Annotated in this window: 8 protein-coding genes; 4 read left to right on the top strand and 4 right to left on the bottom strand. The window is 42.6% G+C overall.

Annotation, left to right across the window (positions count from 1 at the left end):
- On the top strand, positions 1-897 hold the full coding sequence (locus tag JMN32_RS12235; protein WP_202856611.1) for a hypothetical protein: 897 nt from the start codon (positions 1-3) through the stop codon (positions 895-897).
- 164 nt (positions 898-1,061) lie between these two features.
- On the opposite strand, the gene JMN32_RS12230 is transcribed toward JMN32_RS12235, so the two are convergent.
- From JMN32_RS12230 to JMN32_RS12215, 4 genes are all read right to left on the bottom strand, one after another.
- On the bottom strand, positions 1,062-1,181 hold the full coding sequence (locus JMN32_RS12230; protein WP_202856610.1) for a MetS family NSS transporter small subunit: 120 nt from the start codon (positions 1,179-1,181) through the stop codon (positions 1,062-1,064).
- On the bottom strand, positions 1,178-2,680 hold the full coding sequence (locus JMN32_RS12225) for a sodium-dependent transporter (protein ID WP_238354445.1): 1,503 nt from the start codon (positions 2,678-2,680) through the stop codon (positions 1,178-1,180). The genes JMN32_RS12230 and JMN32_RS12225 overlap by 4 nt, the downstream gene beginning before the upstream one ends.
- Before the next feature lie 128 nt (positions 2,681-2,808).
- On the bottom strand, positions 2,809-4,422 hold the full coding sequence (gene pafA, locus JMN32_RS12220) for an alkaline phosphatase PafA (protein WP_202856609.1): 1,614 nt from the start codon (positions 4,420-4,422) through the stop codon (positions 2,809-2,811).
- Between the two features lie 97 nt (positions 4,423-4,519).
- Positions 4,520-7,102, bottom strand: coding sequence for a tetratricopeptide repeat protein (locus JMN32_RS12215; protein ID WP_202856608.1), 2,583 nt, complete (start codon positions 7,100-7,102; stop codon positions 4,520-4,522).
- Positions 7,103-7,542: 440 nt separating this feature from the next.
- Between JMN32_RS12215 and JMN32_RS12210 the strand changes: the two genes are divergently transcribed.
- The 3 genes from JMN32_RS12210 (at position 7,543) to JMN32_RS12200 (ending at position 25,117) form a co-directional block, all read left to right on the top strand.
- On the top strand, positions 7,543-7,944 hold the full coding sequence (locus JMN32_RS12210) for a hypothetical protein (protein ID WP_202856607.1): 402 nt from the start codon (positions 7,543-7,545) through the stop codon (positions 7,942-7,944).
- A 222-nt stretch (positions 7,945-8,166) separates the two neighbouring features.
- Entirely contained in the window at positions 8,167-15,789 is a 7,623-nt protein-coding gene (locus tag JMN32_RS12205) for a SpvB/TcaC N-terminal domain-containing protein (RefSeq protein ID WP_202856606.1), read from the top strand.
- A gap of 13 nt (positions 15,790-15,802) precedes the next feature.
- Positions 15,803-25,117: a Tc toxin subunit A-related protein gene (locus JMN32_RS12200; RefSeq protein ID WP_202856605.1), complete on the top strand. Its 9,315-nt coding sequence runs from the start codon at positions 15,803-15,805 to the stop codon at positions 25,115-25,117.
- The last annotated feature ends 163 nt before the right edge of the window (positions 25,118-25,280 follow it).

Here is a 25,280-nt window from a genome sequence, read left to right as displayed (position 1 = left end):
ATGAGACGAATTGCCAAAACTCAACTTTTGTCCTTGCTCTCTGCGCTATTTTTTAATCCCTTAATTGGGACCGCGCAAAACGACACTGAAATTTATGTGTTTGATTTGAGCCATGACGGAACCGACTATTCTATTTCGGATCCGTTCAATGTTACCTATCAAAATGTCGGTTACGACAACCAACCTCACTTTTTGTCTGATGGTTCGATGTATTACGTATCAACCCGTAATAGCCAAACCGACATAGCCCAGGTTGAATTTCAGGAATACTCATGGAGTTGGCTTACCTGGACAGAAGGTGGCAGCGAATACTCTCCCACTCCAATTCCCAATAGCCAGGATTTTTCATATATCAGGCTTGACACCAATGGACTTCAATTACTTTACAGACACTTTCAAGATACGCAGGAGTCCCAAGTTTTAATTAAAGACCTAAAAATAGGATATCACTGCTGGTTTGATGAAAATATACTGGCAGTATTTGTATTGGGCGAACCGCCTACCCTACAAATTTGTAATCTTGCCAAAGATGAATGTTCACCCAAACACTCAAATATAGGTCGATCACTACATAGAATACCCAACACCTCGTCGATCAGTTTTATAAGCAAGGAGCAAGCCCCCTGGCAAATCAAATCTTTTGAACCAGTGGCTGGTACTACAAGAAAGATCATTAATGTCGTGAATGGGTCGGAAGACATGTGCTGGGCGCCCGATGGCACCATGTTTATGGGCAGTGACAGTACTCTTTATAAATTCCATGCTGCTTTTGACAGAGACTGGGTTAAAGTAGCTGATCTTTCTGAGTTTGGTTTATCAGGTATAACCCGCCTTACCATTAATCCTGATGGCAACCAAATAGCTATTGTAGTCAATCAATCACCCTCTACTGATTAAAAAAGGCCGCAGCACTGAAACAACCTGTCGTTTCTAAAATCGATATTCCTTAATCCCTTCCGTTGAAATAAGCACTATGAGGAAGGTAAGACATATCACCTTAAGGGTTTGTTACTTATATCTCATGTCTTTCTGAAAGGGAGCAGACTAACTGATAAAACAGATTACTCTGCACCCTTTTTCCTCTCAGACTCCTTTTTCATAGCTAACCTGAGGAAAAAAATAAAGCCACCCATGACAGTACCAACAATGAGGATCATAGATATTATTGCTGCTGTACTCATGACTTATTTTTTACAAAGGTGTTATATAAATATTTATTCAAAAGTATTCCTGCGATGATCACCATAGCCCACTGCGTAACTATTGATGCATTGCTATAAACATCAAAGACATTCCAACTTCCACTATCATTAAACCAGGGATTCTGAGAGTACCCCTGAGACATCCACCAATAGATCAGAATAGCTCCAAAGAACACATTAAAGATGAGGGCAATGGCAAAATACTTTGAAGGTACATTAAAATCCGAATCTGAATCGATATAATCTCTCTTAAACCTCGATACCCCATACCGAAGAACCGCCACAATAATTAAAAGTCCTGAAACAATAAGTCCAATACCCCATACCCAGTCCTGATTGTTAAAGAAATTGAGCGAGTATGCCGAAGGGAACCCGAAAACTATACAAAATGCAGCAGCCCTGATTGCTGCTGAAGTACGTGTGATCCCCATATCCCTCAGGTTACTGATAAACAACTCCAGCATAGGTAGCAGGGAGCTAAAAGCAGCAAGAAAGAAAGCAAAGAAGAAAATAAAAGAAAGCACGGCACCTCCACTAACTGTCGCGAACAGCTTAGGTATGATAGTGAAAGTTAGGGCCTGATTACCACTTTGAAGATAAGAAATAGCCTCACTTTCGCTGGCTGCCAGAGCAAAAACTGCGGGTAGTATGGCCATTCCGGCCATCAACGAAGCTGTATTATTACCAAAACCTCCTATAAAAGTATTTAAAACAACATCTTCACTCTTCCGCGAATATGAAGAAATAGTCATGATCAGACCCCACCCTGCACCCGTTGACCAGGCAGATTGTGACAATGCCTCAATCCAGATGGTCGGATTTGAAAAGTGTCGGATATCAATTAAGAACATATATTCCAGGCCTTTATATCCATTTTCCATATTTAGCGCCATAACGGTGATCACCAGCAACAGAATGAATAATGTAGGGATTAGAATTTTATTGGCTTTTTCCAGGCCATTCTGAATACCCTTGGTGAGCACAAATATACCCACGATAACGGCAATTATGTACAAGACAATCGTCCAGGGATTATTATTGGCTATAGAGTTCCAATACTGATCAAGATATGTAGGATCTGCTGCCAACTCATCAGCCAGCGTATTGCCTCCACCTATAAACGCCCATAGATTTTTAGTCGACAGGCCAAGATACTGCAAAGCCCAACCAGTAACGATAGCATAGTAAAAGGCAATACCTAGTGTACAAAGTGTTATAAAGAAGCCTCCCCAAGTCATCCCTTTACCACCTATTTTACCATACGAGCCAATAACGCCGAGTTTATATTTTTTCCCGATGGAAAATTCAGCCATCAGGAGTGGTATAGACCAGATCAACAGAAATACGATCCAGAGGATCAGGAAGGAGCCGCCATATTGCCCGGCAAGCCGTGGAAATCGCCAAAGATTACCAGCACCAATGGCCATACCCAAAGAGGCCAGTACTATACCCCAGCGATTGCTAAATTGCTCTTGCATATGAATATTTTATGTTCATCAATGTTTGCACGCTAGAGGCTAATTTAATAATTAGTATACAAACGCTATCATTTCTGCTAATTTTTGACTGTAAGCAGGTAAAAACGTATTGTTCACCATCGTACTGACTACTTTTGCAACAATTCCAATATAGGCTGCCCTGTAGCTGCACTCGGTAATTTTATACCTAACATCATGGAAAGTGTAGGTGCTATATCTGTAACCGGATGGTACTGATAAGATTCCCCCTTTTTAACCCCTGCCCCATACCAAAGCATAGGCACGTGTGTATCATAAGTAAATGCAGAGTGGTGTGTGGTACCTGTTTTGTCCCAACCTATGAACCACCCTGGCTGCAGACTGAATAACACATCTCCCGATCTTTTTTGGTGATAGCCTCTGGCCAAAAGTCCCTTTATGCCTTGAGTACCATAATCCATCCAGTTAATAACATATGCCGGATAACTTTCTGCTATACCATCAAATTGCATTATGTAATCTGCTACAAACTCCTGAGCTTCATGTAAAGGCACCTTTCTCTCCAGCATAAGCTTTCTGTTAAAAAAGACCTGCAGATTACTGAAGTTTTCAACCCAGTCTCCTTCCCCATATTTTGATGTTAGGGCTTCTCTCACTTTTTCTTTAATATTCTCCGTGAAATAGCCAGCAGGCACCTTGTTATCTATTAAATACTGGGGCACCTCAGCTACAGCGTGATCTGCGGTTAAAAACAAAACATAGTTACCCTTTCCCACCTTCCTGTCAAGCATACTTATTAGCTCAGCTAAATTCTTATCTAGCCTCAGGTAAGTATCTTCAAGCTCTATGGAGTTGGGGCCAAAATGATGACCAATATAATCAGTAGATGAAAAACTTACCGCAAGAAAATCGGTATCATCACCTCTACCAAGCTCTTCGCCTTCAATAGCAGCCATGGCCAATTCAGCTAGTATATCATTACCAAAAGGGGTAGTCGCCAAACTTTCATAGTCCTCCTTGTTCTGAGACAAGTCGTAAGGAAAAACGGCCTCTCTATCGCCTACAGGCATTTCATATTTTGACCTGTCCGAATCACTAGCCGTATATGTATTTATATCATAAAGTGGCTCCCACGTCTTAGACAAATAATAATTCGCTCTCTTTTTGCTGTTGAATTGACTGACCCATGGCGGAAGCTTCTCCCTGTAGTAAGTACTGGTTATAAAATCTCCCGTTTCCTTGTCGTACCAGTAAGCCTGACCGAGATGGCCAGCAGGGAAAATGGCACCACGATCTTTGATAGAAACACCCACAACCTTAGATCGCCTTTTGGTAAATAGCCTGAGTTCATCTGTTATGGTGGTCGAAAGTAAATAGTGCGGAGACATTTCGCCTTTCGATGAAAGACTACCTACTGTACTTTCTCTTTCATCATCAGTGCAATAAACCATTCGCTTCAATTCTTTATTATACCAGTTGTTGCCAATGATTCCATGCACACCCGGGGTAGAGCCTGTGTATACAGAAGCATGACCCGGCGCAGTATAGGTTGGCACATAATTGAAATGTGCATTTTTTAAAACGTATCCCTCACGCATCATTCTGTTAAAACCCTCCTCTCCAAATCTAGGCTGAAAACGCACCAGGTACTCCTGACGCATTTGGTCAACTATAACTCCAACCACTAGCTTGGGCTTTTGGGCCTGACTTTCAGCAATAACAGCCAGATTAATAAACAGTACAAGCAGTAATAATTTCTTCATTAGTCTGATTAATTTCAATGTAACACGGATAAACAAAAATATCCAATGCGCACAATATTAAGAAAATAGAACTGAATAGCACCACCTTCGAACACAATCAGTTGTCACAATATATCAACGGATAATCAGCTGTTTCAAAGGTTTGTTTGCGAATGGGGTGTCCAGCCATATCATAATAAATGACAATGTATAGATCTGCCTCTGCTATGTGCTTTTCAGCAAAAAATATGGGTTCAGCTTCAGTACCAACATTGATCACATCATTATAGGTTGCTGAAATAATCTTACCCCTCCTATTGCTTAGCACACCATACCCTGTATCTCTTAAGACAATGGCAATCTGCTCTTCATTATTGTGAGCCACTATTTGCAACGTCTTTATGCCCTCATCAATGGTTTGCTTAGACTGGAAATTGTATAGAGACCACCTGTAATCAGTTTTTACCAAAGCAACACTATCACTCCAGTACATGATCTCATCATAAGCGAAATCCGTAAGTTGATCATTGTTCTGGCTGATCAGACCAAGTTTATCTCTTTTCATAGCAATAAATGCCCAATCGTTATACCGATGAATGTTTTTTTCATACTCCGCAGAAATCAAAACTTTCGCTTCCTTATTGTAAAGTCCAAATTTTTTATTTTTAAGCAGAGAAACAAAACCATCCTGATAGTTGGCAATGGCATCATACTCTGCCCTAAGTAATACCTGGGCGCTATCTGACAATATACCTTTACGGCCTCTTTGAGAGATAACAATATAATGAGGACCCAGAGGTTTGGCATCATCGTAGGTACCACTAAACACTAGTTGCCCCATTGGGTTATAGATCCGCTTTTTCCTGCCATCGTCAATAATCAGGTATTGCGAAGCATTTACAGATGAAAGTAATGACAACTTTTCTCCAGAAGATAATAGCAATGATTTTTCACGGGTTACCACAACCACAGAATCATTCCTATACATAACAGCATAGTAGTCTCCCAACAAATTCAGAGAATCCAGATTCCTGCTTCGCAGCGTATAACTATCTTTATCATAAAGCAACCAGTCTGCTTTGCTCCTTAGAGCCACCCAAGCTTCATTTACACTAGCCTTAAAAGCCGGTTCCTTATCCACAGGTCTGTACGTTTCATTCAGCACATAGTACCGTCCATCTTTATTAATCAAAAAACCTTTCTTCAGTATCTTTATTTTTTGATCAGCATAAGGAATGATCTCATGGAGTTCAGCATCAATGACAGCCTCCCCATTATCCGAGTCCAGCCATAGCTGAGTTTCATTCACCAATTCAAAGTCGCTGTAAGCGCGCCCCAGATCAAGTTTCTTATTATCTACCGAAACTATCAGCGAATTTATATTTTTTGCATATATAAGATCCCCTTTCTCAAGGATAACAAAAGTCTCATGAATGGATATATCCGTAAACTCGCTTCCAACTATTTCCCTTCCCGAAATTGTTTTCAGCCCCCACAGATCATTACGTTTAAACGCTATAAAGATACCCTTGAGCAGCCTCACATCGTCATATAAAATCGGCAGCAATACCCTGCCAGACTTATGCACTATTCCGAACTTTTCATCATGGCGTACTTTTAACAGACCATAGCCAAGATCATCAACCTGTTCGTATTTTCCTGCATAGATTAATGCATTACCCGGGCTTACTATTTCATCACCCGTCAGCAAGTAATCGCGCCTGATCCCACCACAAAGTTCGCCTTCAAAAATTCGGGTTAATACAGGAGATATGATCTCGTTTCCCTGAGTATCCATAAATCCATACTTACCATTTTCAAGTACCGGCACGAAAGTTCTACCTTCCAGTGTTATAACCCTGGCCAACGAGTCTGTCACCATAGATTTTGGCAGGTACTTCCCCTCCTCTTTGAGCACATGGTATAAAAAGGCTATAGCCCTTGGCCTCACTTTACTTCTTGGAAACTGCCTGATGAAGTTGATATAGCTATCTACGCTATTATCCGCTGTCATTACTTCATAGATATTTACCTCAGCCTCATACCGATAAGGGGTATCTGGATTTTCTTTAAGAAACTTCAGGTAACTTCTAAGTTTTCCATCAGCCGTACTTTTACTAAAATAAAGTTTTTCATACCGCTGTTTGGCTTCACCAACCTGCTTAGCATCAGGGTATTTCTCCATAAAAAGCTGATAGCTTTTATAAGTATTCTCAGCTTTTGCCGAAGCATACGCCAATTCATTTCGAAGCCTTTTGGCCTTTTCAATCTCTGCCGCAGTACTGAATTTTTCAAGAAAATTGACAAAACCAGCCTCACTGTTCGTCTTCAGTGCCCGTTGGAAGGCAATACTGTCAATTCGGTTCTTCAATAACTCCAAAGCCAAACTATCTATGCCGACCTTCACATGTTGTTTCTTTACTTTTTCATCAAGGCTATCATAAACAACGCGAGCCTTAAGTATAAAAAAATAAGCTGAATCAATCTCCGGCCGTAAGCTGGTAGTATCTATCAGAACCCTGGACTTGGCATACAAAGTGGCTGGTAACAGGCTATCTTTCTCTAAAGCCTTATCTACCAAAACAGTCGACTTCACCCAGTCCCCCTTTTCAAGTTGCTTCAAAGCCCGTTTGGCAAGCCCAACCTGACCATAAGAAACATGTATTACAAAAAATAATATGAAGCTTGTTAAAATGCGCATTTTCAAATAATGAACACGAATATGCCCATTTTTGAATAAAAAAACATTAACAACCCCTCATTGCCTCTATTTTAGGGTTAAATAGGAGAGAATTAAGAGTCTTATAATATGAGAGAAATGAGGAGAATACGCTGTAGAAATGTGCCTGAATAATAACTTACCCCTTCAGATACTCAACAAAAGGCCTCTATTCACAAATTTTGAATCATAAATACGCCATTTTATTGAATTTTTCAAAAAGGACAAACTGGCTTTTTACTAATTCACAAAAACTCCATTGTTTATGCATTTTCAAATGTGACAGCAATCCAAATCTAATGGTAACTATTTGATAATCATTACTTGACATTATCAAAATAACCAACTTTATTGGCATACTTATATTAGCAGTGACCTTATGCAATACGCCTCAAACAGCTTTACATACTCAGACAAGGATAATGAAAAAAATCACACATTGGTATGATACCGAGTTTAGCATATTCTACAAATACTATTATGGAGACATTGAATACAAAGATCTCGTATCTGACTGGACACAGCTTATTAATGAAGGCAAGATCCCTCAAGGAGTCAAAAAATTTATCCTAGATTACCGAAAAGCCGATCTGCTTGCACCCCCACACATGGCTATAGACATTGCCAACTTTTACAAAGAGAATATTGACTGCTTTCTAAACGCCAGGGTGGCTCTGATTATGCAAAAGCCCGATCAAGTGGTGCTCCCTATACTTGCCAATCAAGAGTGTCAGGAAGTCTTGAAATTCAAACCCTTTTACACCCTTGAAGCTGCCTTTAACTGGGTAAATGAACTTAACTTCCTGACCACAAACTACTCTTAAGACCTACAAACCTGGTACTCTTTATAAGTTGAGTCACCGGGTCAAACATTCAGGGGTTTTTCCCCTTGAAAGACACTACTCCCAAGGACTACCTTTACACATAGCACTTTTAAACATTCCCTGATTGTATCTGGTTATCCTTGTACTACCAGGAATGTTATTGTCATTCAAAACCTTGCTTTGTTCATGTTTTTATAAGTAGTAAAACCTAACGCCCTCTGAATGAAAAACAAGTCTCAAAATAGCAATGATGACTCTGACAGCTCAGGTTCCGTTAGAATTGACGCGCCGTCTCAGGAACGTGCAACCAAGTCCAATGCCATTGAAATACCTTCCATATCTCTACCAAAAGGTGGTGGCGCCATTAAAGGTATAGACGAAAAATTTCAGATCAACTCTGCCAATGGTACAGCTGGTTTCAATATACCCCTACCTCTATCTTCTGGCAGAAATAATTTTTCGCCATCGCTCGGTCTAAGTTATAATTCCGGCGCCGGCAACAGCATATTCGGCCTTGGTTGGTCAGTGGGCATCAACTCCATCAAGCGCAAAACAGATAAAGAACTCCCGCGTTATCAGGACTCACATGCTGAAGATACATTTATGCTCTCCGGTGCCGAAGACCTGGTACCTCTTCTTATTAATAAAGAGGGAGAAGACTGGAAGATCAACATCACCCAGCAAAATGGGTTAACGATCAAGCAGTATCGCCCCAGAATAGAAGGTGTTTTTTCAAAGATTGAAAAGATAAGTGGAGGTGACAACACCTTTTGGAAAGTGACCTCCAATACCAATGTAGTCACCTTTTTTGGTGCTACTGCCAACGCTCGCATTGCTGACCCTGCCGATAGCAGCCGGATCTATGAATGGCTACCGGAATTTTCATATGACAACAAAGGTGATCTCATATACTATGAATATAAAGAGGAGAACCTTGACAATGTTCCCCATGCCCTATTTGAAAAGAACAGGATCAACGGCATAGCACTATTTACCAACAAATACCTGAAGAAAATAAGATACGGCAACAAAGATGCTTTCTACCCGGAACCCAATCAACCCTACACGTCTCCAGCCTACGGTGGCACATACTTCTTTGATGCTGTTTTCGACTATGGCGAACATCACGAGGCCACACCTTCTATGGAAGAAACGGAACCCTGGGATTATCGCCCAGATGCTTTTTCCTCTTATCGTTCAGGCTTTGAAATAAGAACAAACCGGCGCTGCAAAAGGGTACTCATGTTTCACACTTTCCCTGAGCTAAATGCTGGTGTACCTACTCTTGTACGCTCACTGGATACAGAATACCTACCATCTACCGAGCTGGAAAAAAAATCAACACGCCCCTGCGAATGCTCTTACCTGATAGGAGTAACCCAAAACGGGTACATCAGAAAACAGGATGGTAGCTATTCGGTAAAATCATTGCCTAAAATGAGTTTCGACTATCAGTGGCTGCATTGGGATACAGAAATCAAAGAAGTGCAGGATACCAGCCTGGTGCATGCCCCCTCAGGCCTTTCCAATACTTACCAATGGGTTGATTTATTCAGTGAAGGCATCAATGGCATACTTACAGAACAGGCAGATTCTTGGTATTACAAAAGTAACCTAGGCACCGATGAACAGGGGCATTTACACTTTACCCCCGCCAAAGCAGTCATTCCAAAGCCTTCTTTTTCAGGCCTGAGTGGCGGCACCCTTCAACTACAGGATCTTGAAGGAGAAGGTTTGAAACAAATAACTATCAATTCGCCTGGCACCCAAGGCTATTTTGCCATGGATGAAGCGGGACAATGGGAGCCTTTTAAGGCATTTATCCATCAACTGGACATCAACTTATCAGACCCCAATGTACGCATGCTTGATATTAATGGCGATGGTAAGCCAGAGGTGTTACTATCTGATCAGGGGGCTTTTTGGTGGTGGGAGAACCTGGGCAAAAAGGGCTATGGCCCTGCTCAGCATGTTCCCAAGCCATATGATGAAGAGCAAGGTCCCACAATAGTATTTCATGATCGGGAACAGCGCATTTACCTGGCAGATATGAGTGGCGACGGGCTTACAGACATTGTACGAATACGCAACGGAGAAATCAGCTACTGGCCCAATCTGGGTTACGGGTACTTTGGAGCCAAAGTGGCTATGAGCAATTCCCCTATATTCGACCTGCCCGACCTGTATAACTCTGACTATATACACTTGGCAGACATCAGTGGTACGGGAGCCACGGATATTATTTATCTCGGCACCAATACATTTAAAGCATATCTCAATTTCAGTGGTAACTCATGGAGTAGTGCAACGCTCATTGATCCATTCTTTCCGGCAGAAAAACCCAACAGAATCCATGTAACCGACCTGCTGGGCAATGGCACCTCGTGTCTGGTCTGGTCTTCCCCACTACCGGCCTATAAACATGCCCCAATGAAATATATTGACCTCATGGGAGGAAAGAAACCTCACATTATGGTCTGTTTTGAAAACGGGACAGGAAAAAAGACCGAAATAGCTTACAAAAGTTCCACAGCCTATTATCTCGCGGATAAGAAAAAAGGCATGCCGTGGATTACCAAACTCCCATTCCCGGTGCAGTGCGTGAGTAAGCTTGTAATAACAGAAGAGGTAACTCAGGTACGATTTACCAGCGAATATTCATATCATCATGGCTATTACGACCATGCCGAAAGAGAGTTTAGGGGCTTTGGTCGGGTAGAGCAACTGGATACTGAGTATTTTGATATTTTCTCTGCATCACAAGCCAGCAATGTGGTTGAACCAGAGCACCATCAGCCTCCGGTGTTAACCAAAACATGGTATCATACAGGGGCCTATATCAACAAAAACAAGATACTCACCCAATTCAAAAAAGAATATTGGTACGAAGCCATGAAAGACCTTGGCTTTGAAGTGGTGACTGATGAATATGAACTGCCTGATGCTATAATTACAGCCTCTCCTAACCTGAAAAACAGTGATGTTGATGACCTCAATGCCCAGGAGTGTCGTGAAGCTTTAAGAGCCTGCAAGGGCATGGTACTGAGGCAGGAAGTATTCGCTATGGATGCAGGTGAAACGCCAGGTTCAGAGGATATCAGGAAGCAGGCAACACCCTATACCGTAGCCACTCACAATTGTAATATCCAGCTTATCCAGCCCAGAGGGGACAACAAACACGCTGCCTTCGTGGTGAAAGAAAGCGAGGCCATCACTTACAGCTATGAAAGAAATGTTGAAGACCCGAGAATAGCCCACAACCTCAACCTGGAAATAGATGACTATGGAAACATCCTCAAATCAGTGGCTATTGTATACCCACGAAGGAAGGACGAAGAAATACTCACTGATGAACCTACCGACAGCACACACATCAGAGTGGCCAAAATGCACGCCAGAAATGCCCAAAAGAAATACCTGATCACCTTTGCTCAAAATGATTATACCAATGACTCCATCTCACCAGACACCTACCTTTTAAGGCAGGGTTGGCAAACACGTACATTTGAAGTCACTGGTCTGACGCCAAACAAATCAATATTCGCACCCAGCGAGTTTCAGGATTTTGATAACTGGGAAGCCTTAGAATACCATAAAATTGCACCTGGCACCACACCGCAGAAAAGACTGATAGAGCATATCAAAACCAAGTTCTATAGCAATGACCTGACGTCGCCCCTGCCCGATGGCCAGCTGGGACAATGGCCACTACAATACGAAAATTATCAACTGGCCTACACCCCTAGCCTGTTACAGGATCTGTTCACGCCGAGCGAACATGCCACAGCGTTCGAAGTGACAGATAGTGACATGCTCAACGGTAAATTTTATCAGGACAACACAAACTGGTGGATCAGATCAGGAACCACGCAGTTTGTAGATACCGGGGGAACCCTTGACGATGCTAAAAACAGGTTTTTAAGCCCTACAGCTTATACCGATCCTTTCGGCACCAAATCCGAAGTATTTTACGATCCTCTGCACCTATTCATTAACCGCACGCTGGATGCCTTGGGGAATGAGACCCAAGTGCTGCAATTTGACTACCGCACACTGTCACCCGTAAAAAGCCGGGACTTAAATGATAATATTTCATCCATTATTACGGATGAGCTGGGCATGGTAAAAGCCTCCTCGGTAGAAGGCAAAGACAATGATAATGATCTCACAGGAGAAGAAGGGGACAACCTCTCTGGCCTCAGTGCTATAACGGACGATCCCGAACAGGCCCAGATTGATAACTTCTTCGCAATAGCTCAGGGTGGCGGTATATGCAACTATACCCAGCTGGAAAGTGTTGCTCGCGGCTTACTACAATCCGCCAGTGCCCGGATGGTGTATCTGCTGAATCAAAAGCCTGTGGTAGTAGCCAGCATTGTCAGAGAAGAACACGCTTCACTAGGTACGGAAAGTCCTTTAAGCATCAGCTTTGAGTATAGCGACGGCTTTGGCAAAGTAGCCATGAAGAAGGTTCAGGCTGAAGCTGGTATCGCGAAAAAAGCCACTTTACAGCCCGACGGATCATATGATGTGCAAGCTTTAGATACCGGCAACCAATTGAGATGGGTCGGCAATGGCCGAAGTGTACTCAACAATAAAGGCAACCCCATAAAGCAGTATGAGCCCTATTTTTCGGTTACTCCGGCGTATGAAAATGCACCAGAACTGGTAGAAACGGGTGTAAGCCCTACGCTTTTTTATGACTCAGTTGGCAGGCTGATCAGAACAGAGCTCCCGGACGGCACCTTTAGCAAAGTTGAATTTAATGCCTGGAAGCAATACACCTATGATACCAATGACACCGTAATCGACAGCAACTGGTATCTCGAACGGATGGCTCTCCCGGACAACAACCCGGAGAAGAAAGCTGCCATCAAAGCCAAGCTACACTATGACACACCATCCTGCATGATTCAGGATACGTTAGGCAGGCCAATACTGGCGATTGACCATAACCGGTTCAAAGATGCAGATAACAACCTGAAAAAAGAGCTGCTATACACCTATTCCGAAATTGACATTGAAGGAAACATCCTTTCCATAACCGACGCTCGTGGCAACAAAGTCATGGAATACAGGTATGATATGCTGGGCCATAGAGTAACTCAAAAAAGCATGGATGCCGGCAGGCGCTGGATGTTGAGCAATGTCCTAGGTAACCCCGTCAAAAGCTGGGATGAGCGCAAGTATGAATTTTCATTTAAGTATGATGCATTGCATCGCCCTACTGAAAAATGGGTACGGGGAGGTGAAGATACTGTACCCGTCAACATACTTTTTGAACGCCTGATCTATGGCGAAGGCCAACCAGATGATAAACAAAAAAACCTGCGTGGACAGGCCGCCATCTTATATGACTCGGCAGGTAAGGTGACCTCCGACACTTATGATTTCAAAGGGAACCTGCTTTCCTCCACACGCATCTTTGCCAAAAAATATAAGAACATACCCAACTGGGATGTATCCAATCCGGATGACCTGCTCGAAGGCAGTGACTACACTTTTGGTTCATCAACTGAATTTGATGCAGTAAACCGCCCCGTAAAACACATTAACCCCGATGGCAGTGAAACCAGCCATATTTTCAATCCGGCCGGCTTCTTGGAGAAAGTAAGTCTTAAAAAGGGAAGCAGCACTACGGACTATGTCCAAAATATAGATTATGATGAAAAGGGGCAACGAAAGAGTATAATGTATGGAAACAATGTGCTTACCAAATACGATTATGACCCCAAAACTTTCCGTCTCCATCAGCTTCGTAGCACGAAAAACAACAATGAGGTGCTTCAGGACCTGAATTACACTTATGACCCTTCCGGGAATATTACCCAGATAGATGATAAGGCCATTCCTACAGTATTTTACAACAACCAGAAAGTCAACGGCAAAAATGAATATACCTATGATGCGCTCTACCGGTTAATGGCCGCCACCGGACGTGAGCAGAATACCAACTCGCCTAACTATGGCGCCGGTGACAACTGGAATGACGGGCATTCGCAAATAAGCCACAATAGCGGAGACCCAATGGCCATGCATGAATACACCCAAAAATACCTGTACGACCAGGTGGGAAATATCCTGCAAATGAAACATGTAGCCGGTACCCACTCATGGACGCGTGACTATGCTTATGAAAACAAAAACAACCGGCTGGTCAGCACAGATATTGCCAACTCCAGCTACACCTACCAGCACCACACTCAGCATGGCTACATTACTGAAATGCCACACTTACCGTTGATGGTATGGAATTTCAAAGAAGAACTGGCTGCCACCTCCAAGCAGGTAAAAAATGACGGCACCCCCGAAACCACCTGGTATATCTATGACTCTGGCGGGCAAAGGGTAAGAAAGGTCACTGAAAATGAAGCCAGTGAAGGCAACACACCAACTCTGAAAGATGAACGGCTTTACCTGGGTGCTTTTGAGGTTTATCGCCACGAAAATGGACTCGAACGTGAAACGCTGCATATCATGGACGACCAAAAACGGATTGCCATGATCGATACGGAGACAGAGCCTAAATTCTTCCTAGGTATTAAGGTTGGCAGTACGGTCACCACTACCATCAGATATCAACTCGGTAACCATCTGGGTTCATCGAGCCTTGAACTTAATGAAAATGCCGAAGTTATCAGCTACGAAGAACACCACCCGTATGGCACCACAGCCTACCAGGCCAAAAACGCTGCGATCAAAGCCGCAGCCAAGCGCTATCGTTATACAGGTATGGAGCGTGACGAGGAAACGGGATTGGAATATCATTCTGCCAGGTATTATTTACCGTGGCTGGGGAGGTGGATCAAAACAGACCCAAATAGCATTGCCGATGGATTAAATATTTATCGCTATGTAAGTAACAACCCAGTAATTAAATATGACAGCAAGGGAACGGATGAAGTTACAATTTATCATAGGACCACGGAATCAGGTGCAAAATCCATGGCTAAAGAAGGGGTTAAGCTAGATGTAAGCAAAGGACATGTATGGGCTGGAAAAGGTTTCTATGGGAGGGATACACCAAATATTTCTAATACTTCTGGAGCTACGGGAGATGTGATTGTAAAACAAAAAATATCGACGGATAGAATAGTTGATCTGGATGAACTCAGCAAACGACCCGGTGCCGGAAAAAACATTACCACAGCACTTCAAGATACTGTCGAAGGAAAACAAATAAGGACTCAAATATATAAGCAAATGTATGATGCTGGAGATCAGGCAGCAAGAACATTAGGACGAAAACCAAGTGATGCTGCCATTGATCGTTATTTCCGTGATTATATGGATAAGACAATCCAGAGGGTTGCCCCACATGCAGATGCCGTCAAATGGACAGATGCAGATGGGTCAGTAACATATGTAGTGAAAAAAGAAACAGCCTTAATTGGCAAAGCTGAAAAAGCCGGAACTATGAGTGGAAGTAACTTCATACCTAAAAAAGTGGCAAAGGAAGCAGTAGAAGAAGTAGTGGAAGAAATAACTGAAAAAGTCCCGTCTAAAGTAAAAGCAAAACCACCTAAAGTAAAACCAAAAGGTAAAGCGGGAAATATCACGAGCATCATTGTGGGGTTAACTATAGGTATAGGCCTGTCACTATGGGCGAGTGAAGCGCAAGCCAAACCAAAATCTGAAAGAACCGCATTAGACGAAACAATAATAGCAACCGATAGATATAATTTATTGGATCCTATGAGTTGGCTAACAGCACCAGCCGAATTTATAATAGATGAAACAAATAAAGAAGTAGACAGAAGACAAGCAGAAACCAAGCAATCCAGACCATTTGTTGAAATAGAAGTTATGGAATGCCTTTTTGGTGGTCCCGGATTCTGCTTTTAACCCAAAATTTATTATGAAAACCAACAACCCAAACATATCATCCCGCCTCAACCTATTCAAAGCAGACCTAGGCAAAAACAAAGCCATTAATGAAAGATTCAGCTCCATATATACTGAACGAAATGGTAATTGGACAGCTATAGAAAAAGACCTCGAAGCCGATAAAGAATTTAAGCCGGAAACCATAAAAAAACTCCGCTTTACTTATGACCTGGCTGACCTAGCCGGCGAAAATGAAAAGATCATTGACCTCTTCAGAAAAGACACAAAAATCAAGACAATGAGAGATATTGCCCTTAATTTCAATAGGGAGTCCCTCGCTAAAAAAATAAAATTAGCCGAAGTTGATACGGATGACAAAGCTCCTGAAAGTGTAGCCCGCGAGATGCACACGAAGCTTTTCAACTTGGAGCCTACAGCTTCACTCAGACGCATGCTGGCCGACCCTAAGGAGACTCCTGTAACCAACCAAACACTGAGTGGTAACCTTGCTACATTTCTGGACAATCAGTCAGAAGATTTCAACATCAAAACCACCTCTGTTTACGAAGCTTTTAAAAACGAAAAAGCATTTGATAACATTCCGCAAGAAGCACGTGCCGAAGTTGCAAATAGCTTAAAAAGCCTTCAACGGATAGCTGCCATCAGTCCGGCACCAGAAGTTATAGCGGTATTACTGGATACGAACATGTCCTCAGCTTACAGGATCAGTGAGATGCCTGAGGAGCAGTTTGTCAAAAGTTACTCCCAAAATTTTGGTGAGGACGGTGAAGTCATGGCCAAACAGTTACACACCAATGCCACCAATGCCCGCATCAGAAATGAGCAGGCACTTATTGCCATGAAGGAAGCCGGACAAGGTACCGGAGTGGACTTTATTGACAAATCACTAAATACCTATTCCGCACAGAGAGAAACCATGTCTATGAACAGGTCATTCTCGACTGAAAATGCACCGCGATCCATAAGCATGGTGGCTCGTGACGAGCTTCAAAAGCACAACCTCAGCTGGGACATGCTGTTTGGAGATGCTGATTTTTGCGAATGTGGCGAATGTAACTCCGTTTACAGTGCTGCAGCCTATTTTGTAGACTTACTACAATACCTGCGTAACAATAACCTTGACCCCAACGGCAACATTCCCATCAACCCTGATCCTAAAGACATCTCCAATACCCCACTGGAAAAACTCTTTGAGCGCCGCCCAGACCTTGGATGCCTGCAGCTTACCTGCAAAAACACCAACACGATTCTCCCCTATATTGACCTTGTCAACGAAGTGCTGGAAAACTATCTGGTCTATCATTATCCAAAACCTTTTAACGTTACTGAAAATGAGACCAGCAGCGAGCTACTGGCTCAGCCACAACATACGGAATATGAGGCCTACTGTATCCTGCATAAAGCGGTTTACCCTTTTACTCTGCCCTATCACCAGCCCATAGACGTAGCCAGGGTTTATCTCGATTATCTGGAAACCAGCAGGCATGAATTAATCGACACTTTCCGCTCACCCAGGAAGGAGAAAGATGCGCCGGTTGCTGAAGAAGAAAATACTCCTGAAGAAACCCCGGACTTTACTGAAGCTGAAAAAGAAGAACTGGATAAACTACATACCGCCTATATCGACAGGGCTGTGGATGCAGAATTTCTTGGACTCACCCAGGAAGAGTATGTCATCCTAACTAAGGAAGCTTTTGTTTCTAAAGAATACTGGGACAAACAGTGCAAAAAGGAACACACTCTGGACGAGTATCATACAAAAATTGGTTTAAAACCAGTGCACGAATATTATGGATATGGTACAGAAGCAGAAATGCTCAATGACGATGAAGTCACAAAAACAGGGCTCACTTTTGTGAAAGACCAGTTACTGAGACGTACAGGAGTCAGCTACATGGATCTGGTAGAGCTACTGAAAACCAGATGCCTCAATCCTAACGTACCCACAGGTAAAGCTCTGGCAGTGATGCAGAGTATTGGCTTTAGCTATCGCTTCATGCAATCACTGGTAGACAACAGTGCAGGAACTCCCAAAGCAAAATATAAAAAACTGATCGATTTCCTGAACAAATATCAGCCACTCATTCCTTTGTTGGAGGCCACCATCAACCCCGATCCATGTAGTGAAGTGCTCGATATCTGTGACGAAAACAAGGACTTTGAACATTGGGTATACTGCTACTTCGAAAGGGTTGGAAAGATCATTGTTTTGGAAAATGGAACACCTTGTATCGATGGAGAATTCATCTATAAATATAATGCCTCCGACAACCCGATAGAGATCGTTCTGGCCAAAGTCAAAAATTGCCAGATCATCATGACCGACCCTGAAACAGGCGAAGAAATAATGATTGGCACCATTGACAAGCATACCGGACTAATTACATTCAATGACCCAGACACCAATAACAATAGCGGATGGGAGTTGATCACTTTTGTGAGTTCTGATGGTGAAAAAGGGAAGATCATTAAGGTTAACAACAAATTCTACCTTGTAAGCGAAAAAAGGAACCTGCCTTTTTCAGTAGGCAAAGCTGACTCATGTGACCTGGAAACAGTCAGGTTGATCCATTTGGATGGCAGCGCTGTTACCCCTGAAGAATATGACCATATTCACCGGTTTATCAGGCTATGGCGCAAGCTGGGCTGGACCATTGATGAAGTAGACAAAGCTTTGCTTGGCCTCGCTGTTGAAAAAACTTCCTGTCCGGATGATTTGATGCCCGACGATGACGGCTGTGATGATGATTGTGACGAATTATTTGAAGAGCCTGGCAGCTGTAATGATGACGATGAAGATGATGACTGCAATGGCTTTAAAACACCAGCGAAGATCCATTGTGAAATTACGCCTGACTTTTTGCATCAATTGGTAGCCATTAAGAAACTACTGGATCTGACCGGCATTGAATTGATCAAACTATTGGTCTTCTGGTCAGACATCAGCATTTCAGGAGAGCAGTCATTATACAAACGCCTTTTCCTCTCTCACAATATTCTGGGTATTGACAAAGTATTTTCAGCAGACAAAAACGGAAATTACCTGACCAAAAATACCAGGATCACCGATCACCTAACCGTAGTTATGGCAGCTTTCAATCTATCAGCAGATGATATAACGGCTATTATGGAGGCTGAAAGCATGGAAGATCTGCTCAATCTGGCCAACCTCTCTTTGATGTACAGATACCGGTTATTGTCCAAAGCCGTCGGGCTCAAAATCCCCTATTTTATAAGCATCATCCCACTCTTCGGCAACCCATTTGGCAGTGCCCATATTTCACTGGGCTTTATCGAAAACTGGACTAAGATGGAGGATGCCGGTTTTAATTACAGGCAGCTTAATTACATCATCAAAGGTTATAATGATTCTCAAAGACCTCTCGTTCCTGATGACAAAACAATCTTGCAACTGGCCAAAACACTGTATGACGGCTTAAATGCCATAGACCTGGCTCACCCAGACATTAAGGAAGGCGATGAAGTAACTACAGAAATGGCTCGGGATAAGGGGTCTTTGCTATTTCCTCAGACTGTCACCGAAAAAATAATCGGAATAATAGAAGGTTCAAGCACCTTTACGACCAATGCTCCCAAAAACCTGTCGTTCATTATAGATGACAGCAAGTCGCTCAAAAACAAACTGCTTTACAATGCAGAAGGTGGAAGTATTCAAATCACCGGCATACTTACCCTGGCGGAAAAAACGGATTACCAGACCTTAAGCAACGATGCCGAGTGGAGCAAATCTCTGGAACGTATTGAAAAGCAACAAACCAAACTGTTTAAAGAAGTTCTGGGTGGGGTGTTTGAAACAGAAAAGCAAAAATCCCCCGAATATAAAGTCATAGTGGAAGAGGCGGAAACCACCTTAAAAACCGGCGATATCAATGTGCCCTTCAATGAAATCCCTGAGGGGCAGGAAAACCCGAATACTGCCCCTAAAAAAAGTCGGGCTTTTATGGCAGTCTTCCTCCCCTATTTAAGAGACCAGCTCACTCATCGGTTTGTAGTAGATACACTGTCACAAAGCACCGGATTGAAACCAGAGGTAACTGACATCCTTGTCACTAAAATACTCACCTCCGGTACCCCGGCTGCCCCTATTTACCAGATCTTCGAATCGATCAAGGAAAGTGCAAAGCCCGCTGACAACAACTGGTCCGGCTATCTCATCCCTTCAAAAAGTGAAGACTACACATTGATTGTCAGAGACAGCAATATTGCTCCTTCAATAACCATTGATGGGCACACGCTTACCTTTACCCAGCAGGAAGACCCTACCAATGAATGGTGGGCTACTCCTATGGAATTACAATCTGCCAAGCTCTACGAGCTACAGGTAACTGCTCAGGAGTTGAAAAATGTTTACTGGAAAACACCAACCTCTGATATAGGAAACATACCTCCTGCACTATTGCTGCCAGACTTTACCACCGCATACTGCAAGGAAGCTTATGTTAAACTGCATAAGACTTCCATACTGGCTTCAATCTTTGAAATTGAAGCAGAGGAATTCCTGCATTTCGATAAGTTCAAAATGGATTTTGGAGGCCTGGACTTTAACAGCCTAACACTAAAACAGTGGTTGAGACTCGAAGCCTACATCCGCTTAAGGAACTCGCTGCCTGAGACCGAAACCACGCTCACAGACTTCTTCCAGTGGGTCCAAAACCCCGACGATCCTGCATTACTCAGTGAAAAAATAGAGGATCTGACCCAGTGGAAACAAGAATCAATAGATAAACTTATAGCCGAAGATCATTTTGAGCTGGAAACCCCGGAAAATTTCTATAATGAAATCAACCTGTTAAAGCTTCAGAAAGCGCTGGACATAGCAGATAAAATCGGAATGGACATTGATTTGCTGTTTGACTGGGCAAAACCTACTTCAAATTTCAAGAAATGCCGAAAAATAGCTGATAGCATACAAAACTCTCTTCGAGTCAAATACAGACAGGAAGATTGGGAGCAGGTAGTGAAACCTCTAAATGACACCATCAGAAACCATCAGCAATCAGCACTCATAGCTTATCTTTTACAGCAATCAGAACTCATTCAATGGGGAGTTACTGATGCCGACGGGCTCTTTGAGTTCTTTTTGATTGATGTGCAAATGGATGCCTGTATGGAGACTTCCCGCATTAAGCAGGCAATCTCTTCCGTACAGCTATTCGTTCAAAGGTGCTTCCTTGGTCTGGAAGAACCTCACAACAGTATTACCCCTGACATCCTCGATAGAGGGCGTTGGGAATGGATGCAACGTTACCGGGTATGGGAGGCCAACCGCAAAGTATTCCTCTATCCCGAAAACTGGATCGAAAGTAATTTGAGAGATGATAAATCACCTTTTTTCAAAGCGCTCGAAAGTGAATTACTACAAAACGATATCAATAAAGAAAATGTAGAAAATGCACTTAAGTCATACCTATATCAAGTAGATGAAGTGGCTAACATGGAAGTTTTAGGTCTGTACATAGAGGGCTCCAAAAATTCCAATGGGCTATGGAATGAAGCAAGTAAACTTCATATTTTCTCACGCACCCGTAATGCCCCTTACTTCTTCTTTCACAGATATCTGGCCTTGGACCAAATGAACTGGAATCCATGGACTAAAATTGAAATGGATATTCCAAGTTATGATGTTGAGGACGATGATGGTAAGATCATCGGGAATGGATGTTATCTAATACCCGTGGTTTGGAATGACAGGTTACTTATATTTTTTCCCCAGATCATGAAAAAGACTGAGCCTGTAAAACAGACTATAAAAAAAGGAAATGGAGCCGAAAGAAAATTAACCCCGGAAGAATTATCTGCATTCCCAATGAGTGATGGGGCAACTTCCGAATTTTGGGAAATAAAACTAGGAATGAGTGAGTTAAAAAATCACAAATGGACTCAAAAACAACTTTCAAAAGATGCTATTTATGATTTTGGAGAATCTTCCAAATCTCAAACCACCGGTGACACTACGATCAAAGAAGTTCGTAAGTTCCTGACTGATCTCAGGAAGTATAGTTTTGTTTCAAGAAGTCAGTCAGACTTTATAGAACTTGGCATTTATGGAGTAAATAATAACCTGGTAGATTCATTCAAATTCGATGGAGCCAACATTACGGTTGCTGGCAATTTACCTGGCAGTTTTCCATCGTTACCATCTAATTTCCATTATACAAGTTCAAATTTATACTCCTTACAGGTTAGTGGCTCTCAACTTCAATACTTTGGGCAAGTACCTACGGTTAATAAGGGCAATCAGCTTTCTATGCAAGAGTTCTTTGACCTGTATCACCCATTTACAAAAAAGCTATTTAGCTACCTCAACAAAGGACAGCTATCCGGATTTTTTCAGCACAACTTAAACAACAGCATTGATAAGCATGAAGCATACGGAGGAAACAACGGATCTTATCATGAATTAAAAAGGCCTTATTCTTTATACAATTGGGAACTGTTTTTCCATACACCCCTCATGCTTGCTGATGCCTTGAGTAAAGCCCAGCAGTTTGAGGAAGCCATGAAGTGGTATCATTTTGTTTTCAATCCCATGGCCAAAGGAGCTGATGACAAAAGGTTTTGGCAATTCCGTCCGTTCAAAGAAATCAACACCCAGGATATACTAGATCAAATTTTCTCCAACTTAAAACCCAATACGGCCGATCAGGCTATTAATGAGTGGCGTAGCGATCCGTTCAAACCTCATTTAGTAGCCAGAAGCCGACCTGTCGCCTATATGAAATGGGTAGTGATGAAGTATATTGACAATCTGATTGAATGGGGAGATTATCTTTTCAGGCAGGATACCATTGAAACGGTTAACCAGGCTACACAACTTTATGTACTGGCCTACCATATTATGGGTAGAAGACCACAAACTATTCCCCGAAGAGGCGAGATCAAACCTCAAACCTACAAATCTCTATTGGGTAAATGGGATGCATTCTCCAATGCCATGGTGGAACTTGAGTTGGCGGTACCTTTCAGTAATCAAACTACTCTGCCAATCGGTATTGAAAATGGTGTAGTAGGTTTTGCTAATATATTTGGATTCGACTCTACACTGTACTTCTGCATTCCCAATAACCCAAAACTCATTGGGTATTGGGATACTATCGAGGATCGTTTATACAAAATTCGACATTGTCTCAACATTGAAGGGGTATTCCGCAAACTTCCTCTATTCGAACCTCCAATTGACCCTGCATTACTTGTCAAAGCAGTAGCTCAGGGATTGAGTATTGCCTCGGTTTTAAATGACCTCAATACTCCCATGCCTAATTACAGGTTTTATTACCTGCTACAAAAATCGCTGGAACTGTGTGGCGAATTGAAGTCACTGGGCAGTGCTATGCTTTCTGCCCTTGAGAAAAAGGATGGAGAGGCAATTTCACAGATCCGGTCCAAACATGAAGGTGTAATGCATAATCTCGTCATGGAGGTCAAAAAGAAGCAGCTTGAAGAAGCAGAGAAGGCTATGGATGGCTTATGGCAAAACAGAAAATCACCTGAGCACCGCATGCGTTATTACCTGCAGTTGATAGGTGAAGAAGTCAGCAAGGTTCCTGACATGGATACCGACTTTACTGAGCTGGCCAATGCCATAAAAACTCCACTTGAAGAAAGCGGTTTAAAGATTAACGATTATGAGAAGGAAGATATGGATAAAGCCAAAGAGGCTCATGATCTACAAGACACTATCGGAAAAATAGAATCATTAGCCAGTGTACTGCACGCCATCCCTACTATTGGAGCTTTTGCCACTCCAATCGGTGTTGGTGCCAATTTTACATTTGGAGGCTCAAACCTTGGAAATATTACGCAGGCTATTGCACGCTGGATGCAAACTGACGCTGCCGAACATGTCTATGCATCAACCAGAGCAAGCAAAAAAGGAGGATTCCTTAGAGCAATGCAAGAACGTGTTATGCAGGCAAACTCAGCCGGATTAGAGATCAAGCAAATCGACAAGCAAATCCTTTCACAGCAGATCAGGATCGATATAGCCAACAAGGAGATCGCTAACCAGCAAAAAATGATAGACCACAACCAGGAGGTGGAAGATTTCATCAAAAACAAGTATACCAACGAGGAGCTTTACACCTGGATGAAAGGTAATTTAAGAACACTTTACCATCAGGTCTACAGCCTGGCTTATGAACTGGGCAAAAAAGCCGAGAAGGTATACCGTTTTGAAAGAGGCCTGACTAGCTCGGACTTCATTCAACCTGGCTATTGGGAATCGGGTAGAGATGGTTTGCTCGCCGGTGAAAAATTGTATGTGGGACTGAAACAACTGGAAGCAGCCTACCAAGAGAAGAAAGGTCATGATTACGAAATATCCAAGCATATTTCTCTGCGCAGCATCAACCCAATTGCGCTGATTCAACTGAAGGAAACTGGAAAATGTGAATTCAATCTGCCAGAAATATTGTTTGATATGGACTACCCTGGCCACTACAAAAGGCGCATTAAATCCGTCTCTATTTCTATTCCTTGTATAGTAGGGCCTTACACTGGGTTAAATGCCTCTTTACGGTTGCTTGAAAATAAATTTCGTAATAGCGCCATAGCCAAAGATAAAAACGATTATCCGGAGAAAACTGAAGAAACTGACGGGCGGTTCACTACCTTCAACATTCCGGTCAATGCCATTGCGGCCAGCTCTGCTCAAAATGAAAGCGGTATGTTTGAGCTCAACTTCAAAGATGAGCGCTACCTGCCCTTTGAGGGGGCCGGAGCCATTAGCAAGTGGCGTATAGAGCTGCCTGACTTCAGACAATTTGACTATGATACCATCTCTGATGTGATCGTTCATATGCGTTATACTTCTAACGAGGGAGGAGAGCTTATGAAAAAGGCTGCACTGGGATCAGTAGTTGAATTCAATAAAAACAACGAAGAGCTGGGGCAACAGGAAGGCCTGTTCTCTATCATAGACCTGAAACACGACCTCTCCAATGAATGGCACAAAGCCATGCAAACTGATGATGGGGATACCGAACGAACCTTAACCATCGATGAACTGACCAGGCACCTGCCGTATTATGTCAGGCTCGATGAAGAGGGTAAGCCTAGGGAACCTAAAGATGTCAAAATCACCGATCTGATACTAACTGCCGATACTAGTTTGCAGGCAGCAGATCTGGTAGTGGTACAAGAGCAAAATGAGATCAACTTTACCGAAGGGGTTAAAATTGGGAATGTCAAATCTTTCACCATCAGAGATGAGGAGATCAAAGCAGAAAGCCTGCAACTAACAATTAAAAATGTAGATAAAGCAATAAACAAAGCGCTACTGGTGGCCCGGTTCATACTCAAATAAGCCGGCTACCCACTGCTCTCCTTGGAGCTTGACAAGCTTTTTAAAACTTAAAAAAACTAAGGATTTGAGTGTGACAAAAAAATATTAAAAAATATACGCCTGACTTTTCCAAAAGTGTTGCATAATAAGATTTGTAATTATACATTTGCAGCCCCTTAAACGA

It is taken from the genome of Fulvivirga marina, assembly GCF_016775155.1.
Taxonomy (GTDB): Bacteria; Bacteroidota; Bacteroidia; order Cytophagales; family Cyclobacteriaceae; genus Fulvivirga; species Fulvivirga marina.
This window is presented reverse-complemented; position numbering and strand designations above follow the sequence as displayed.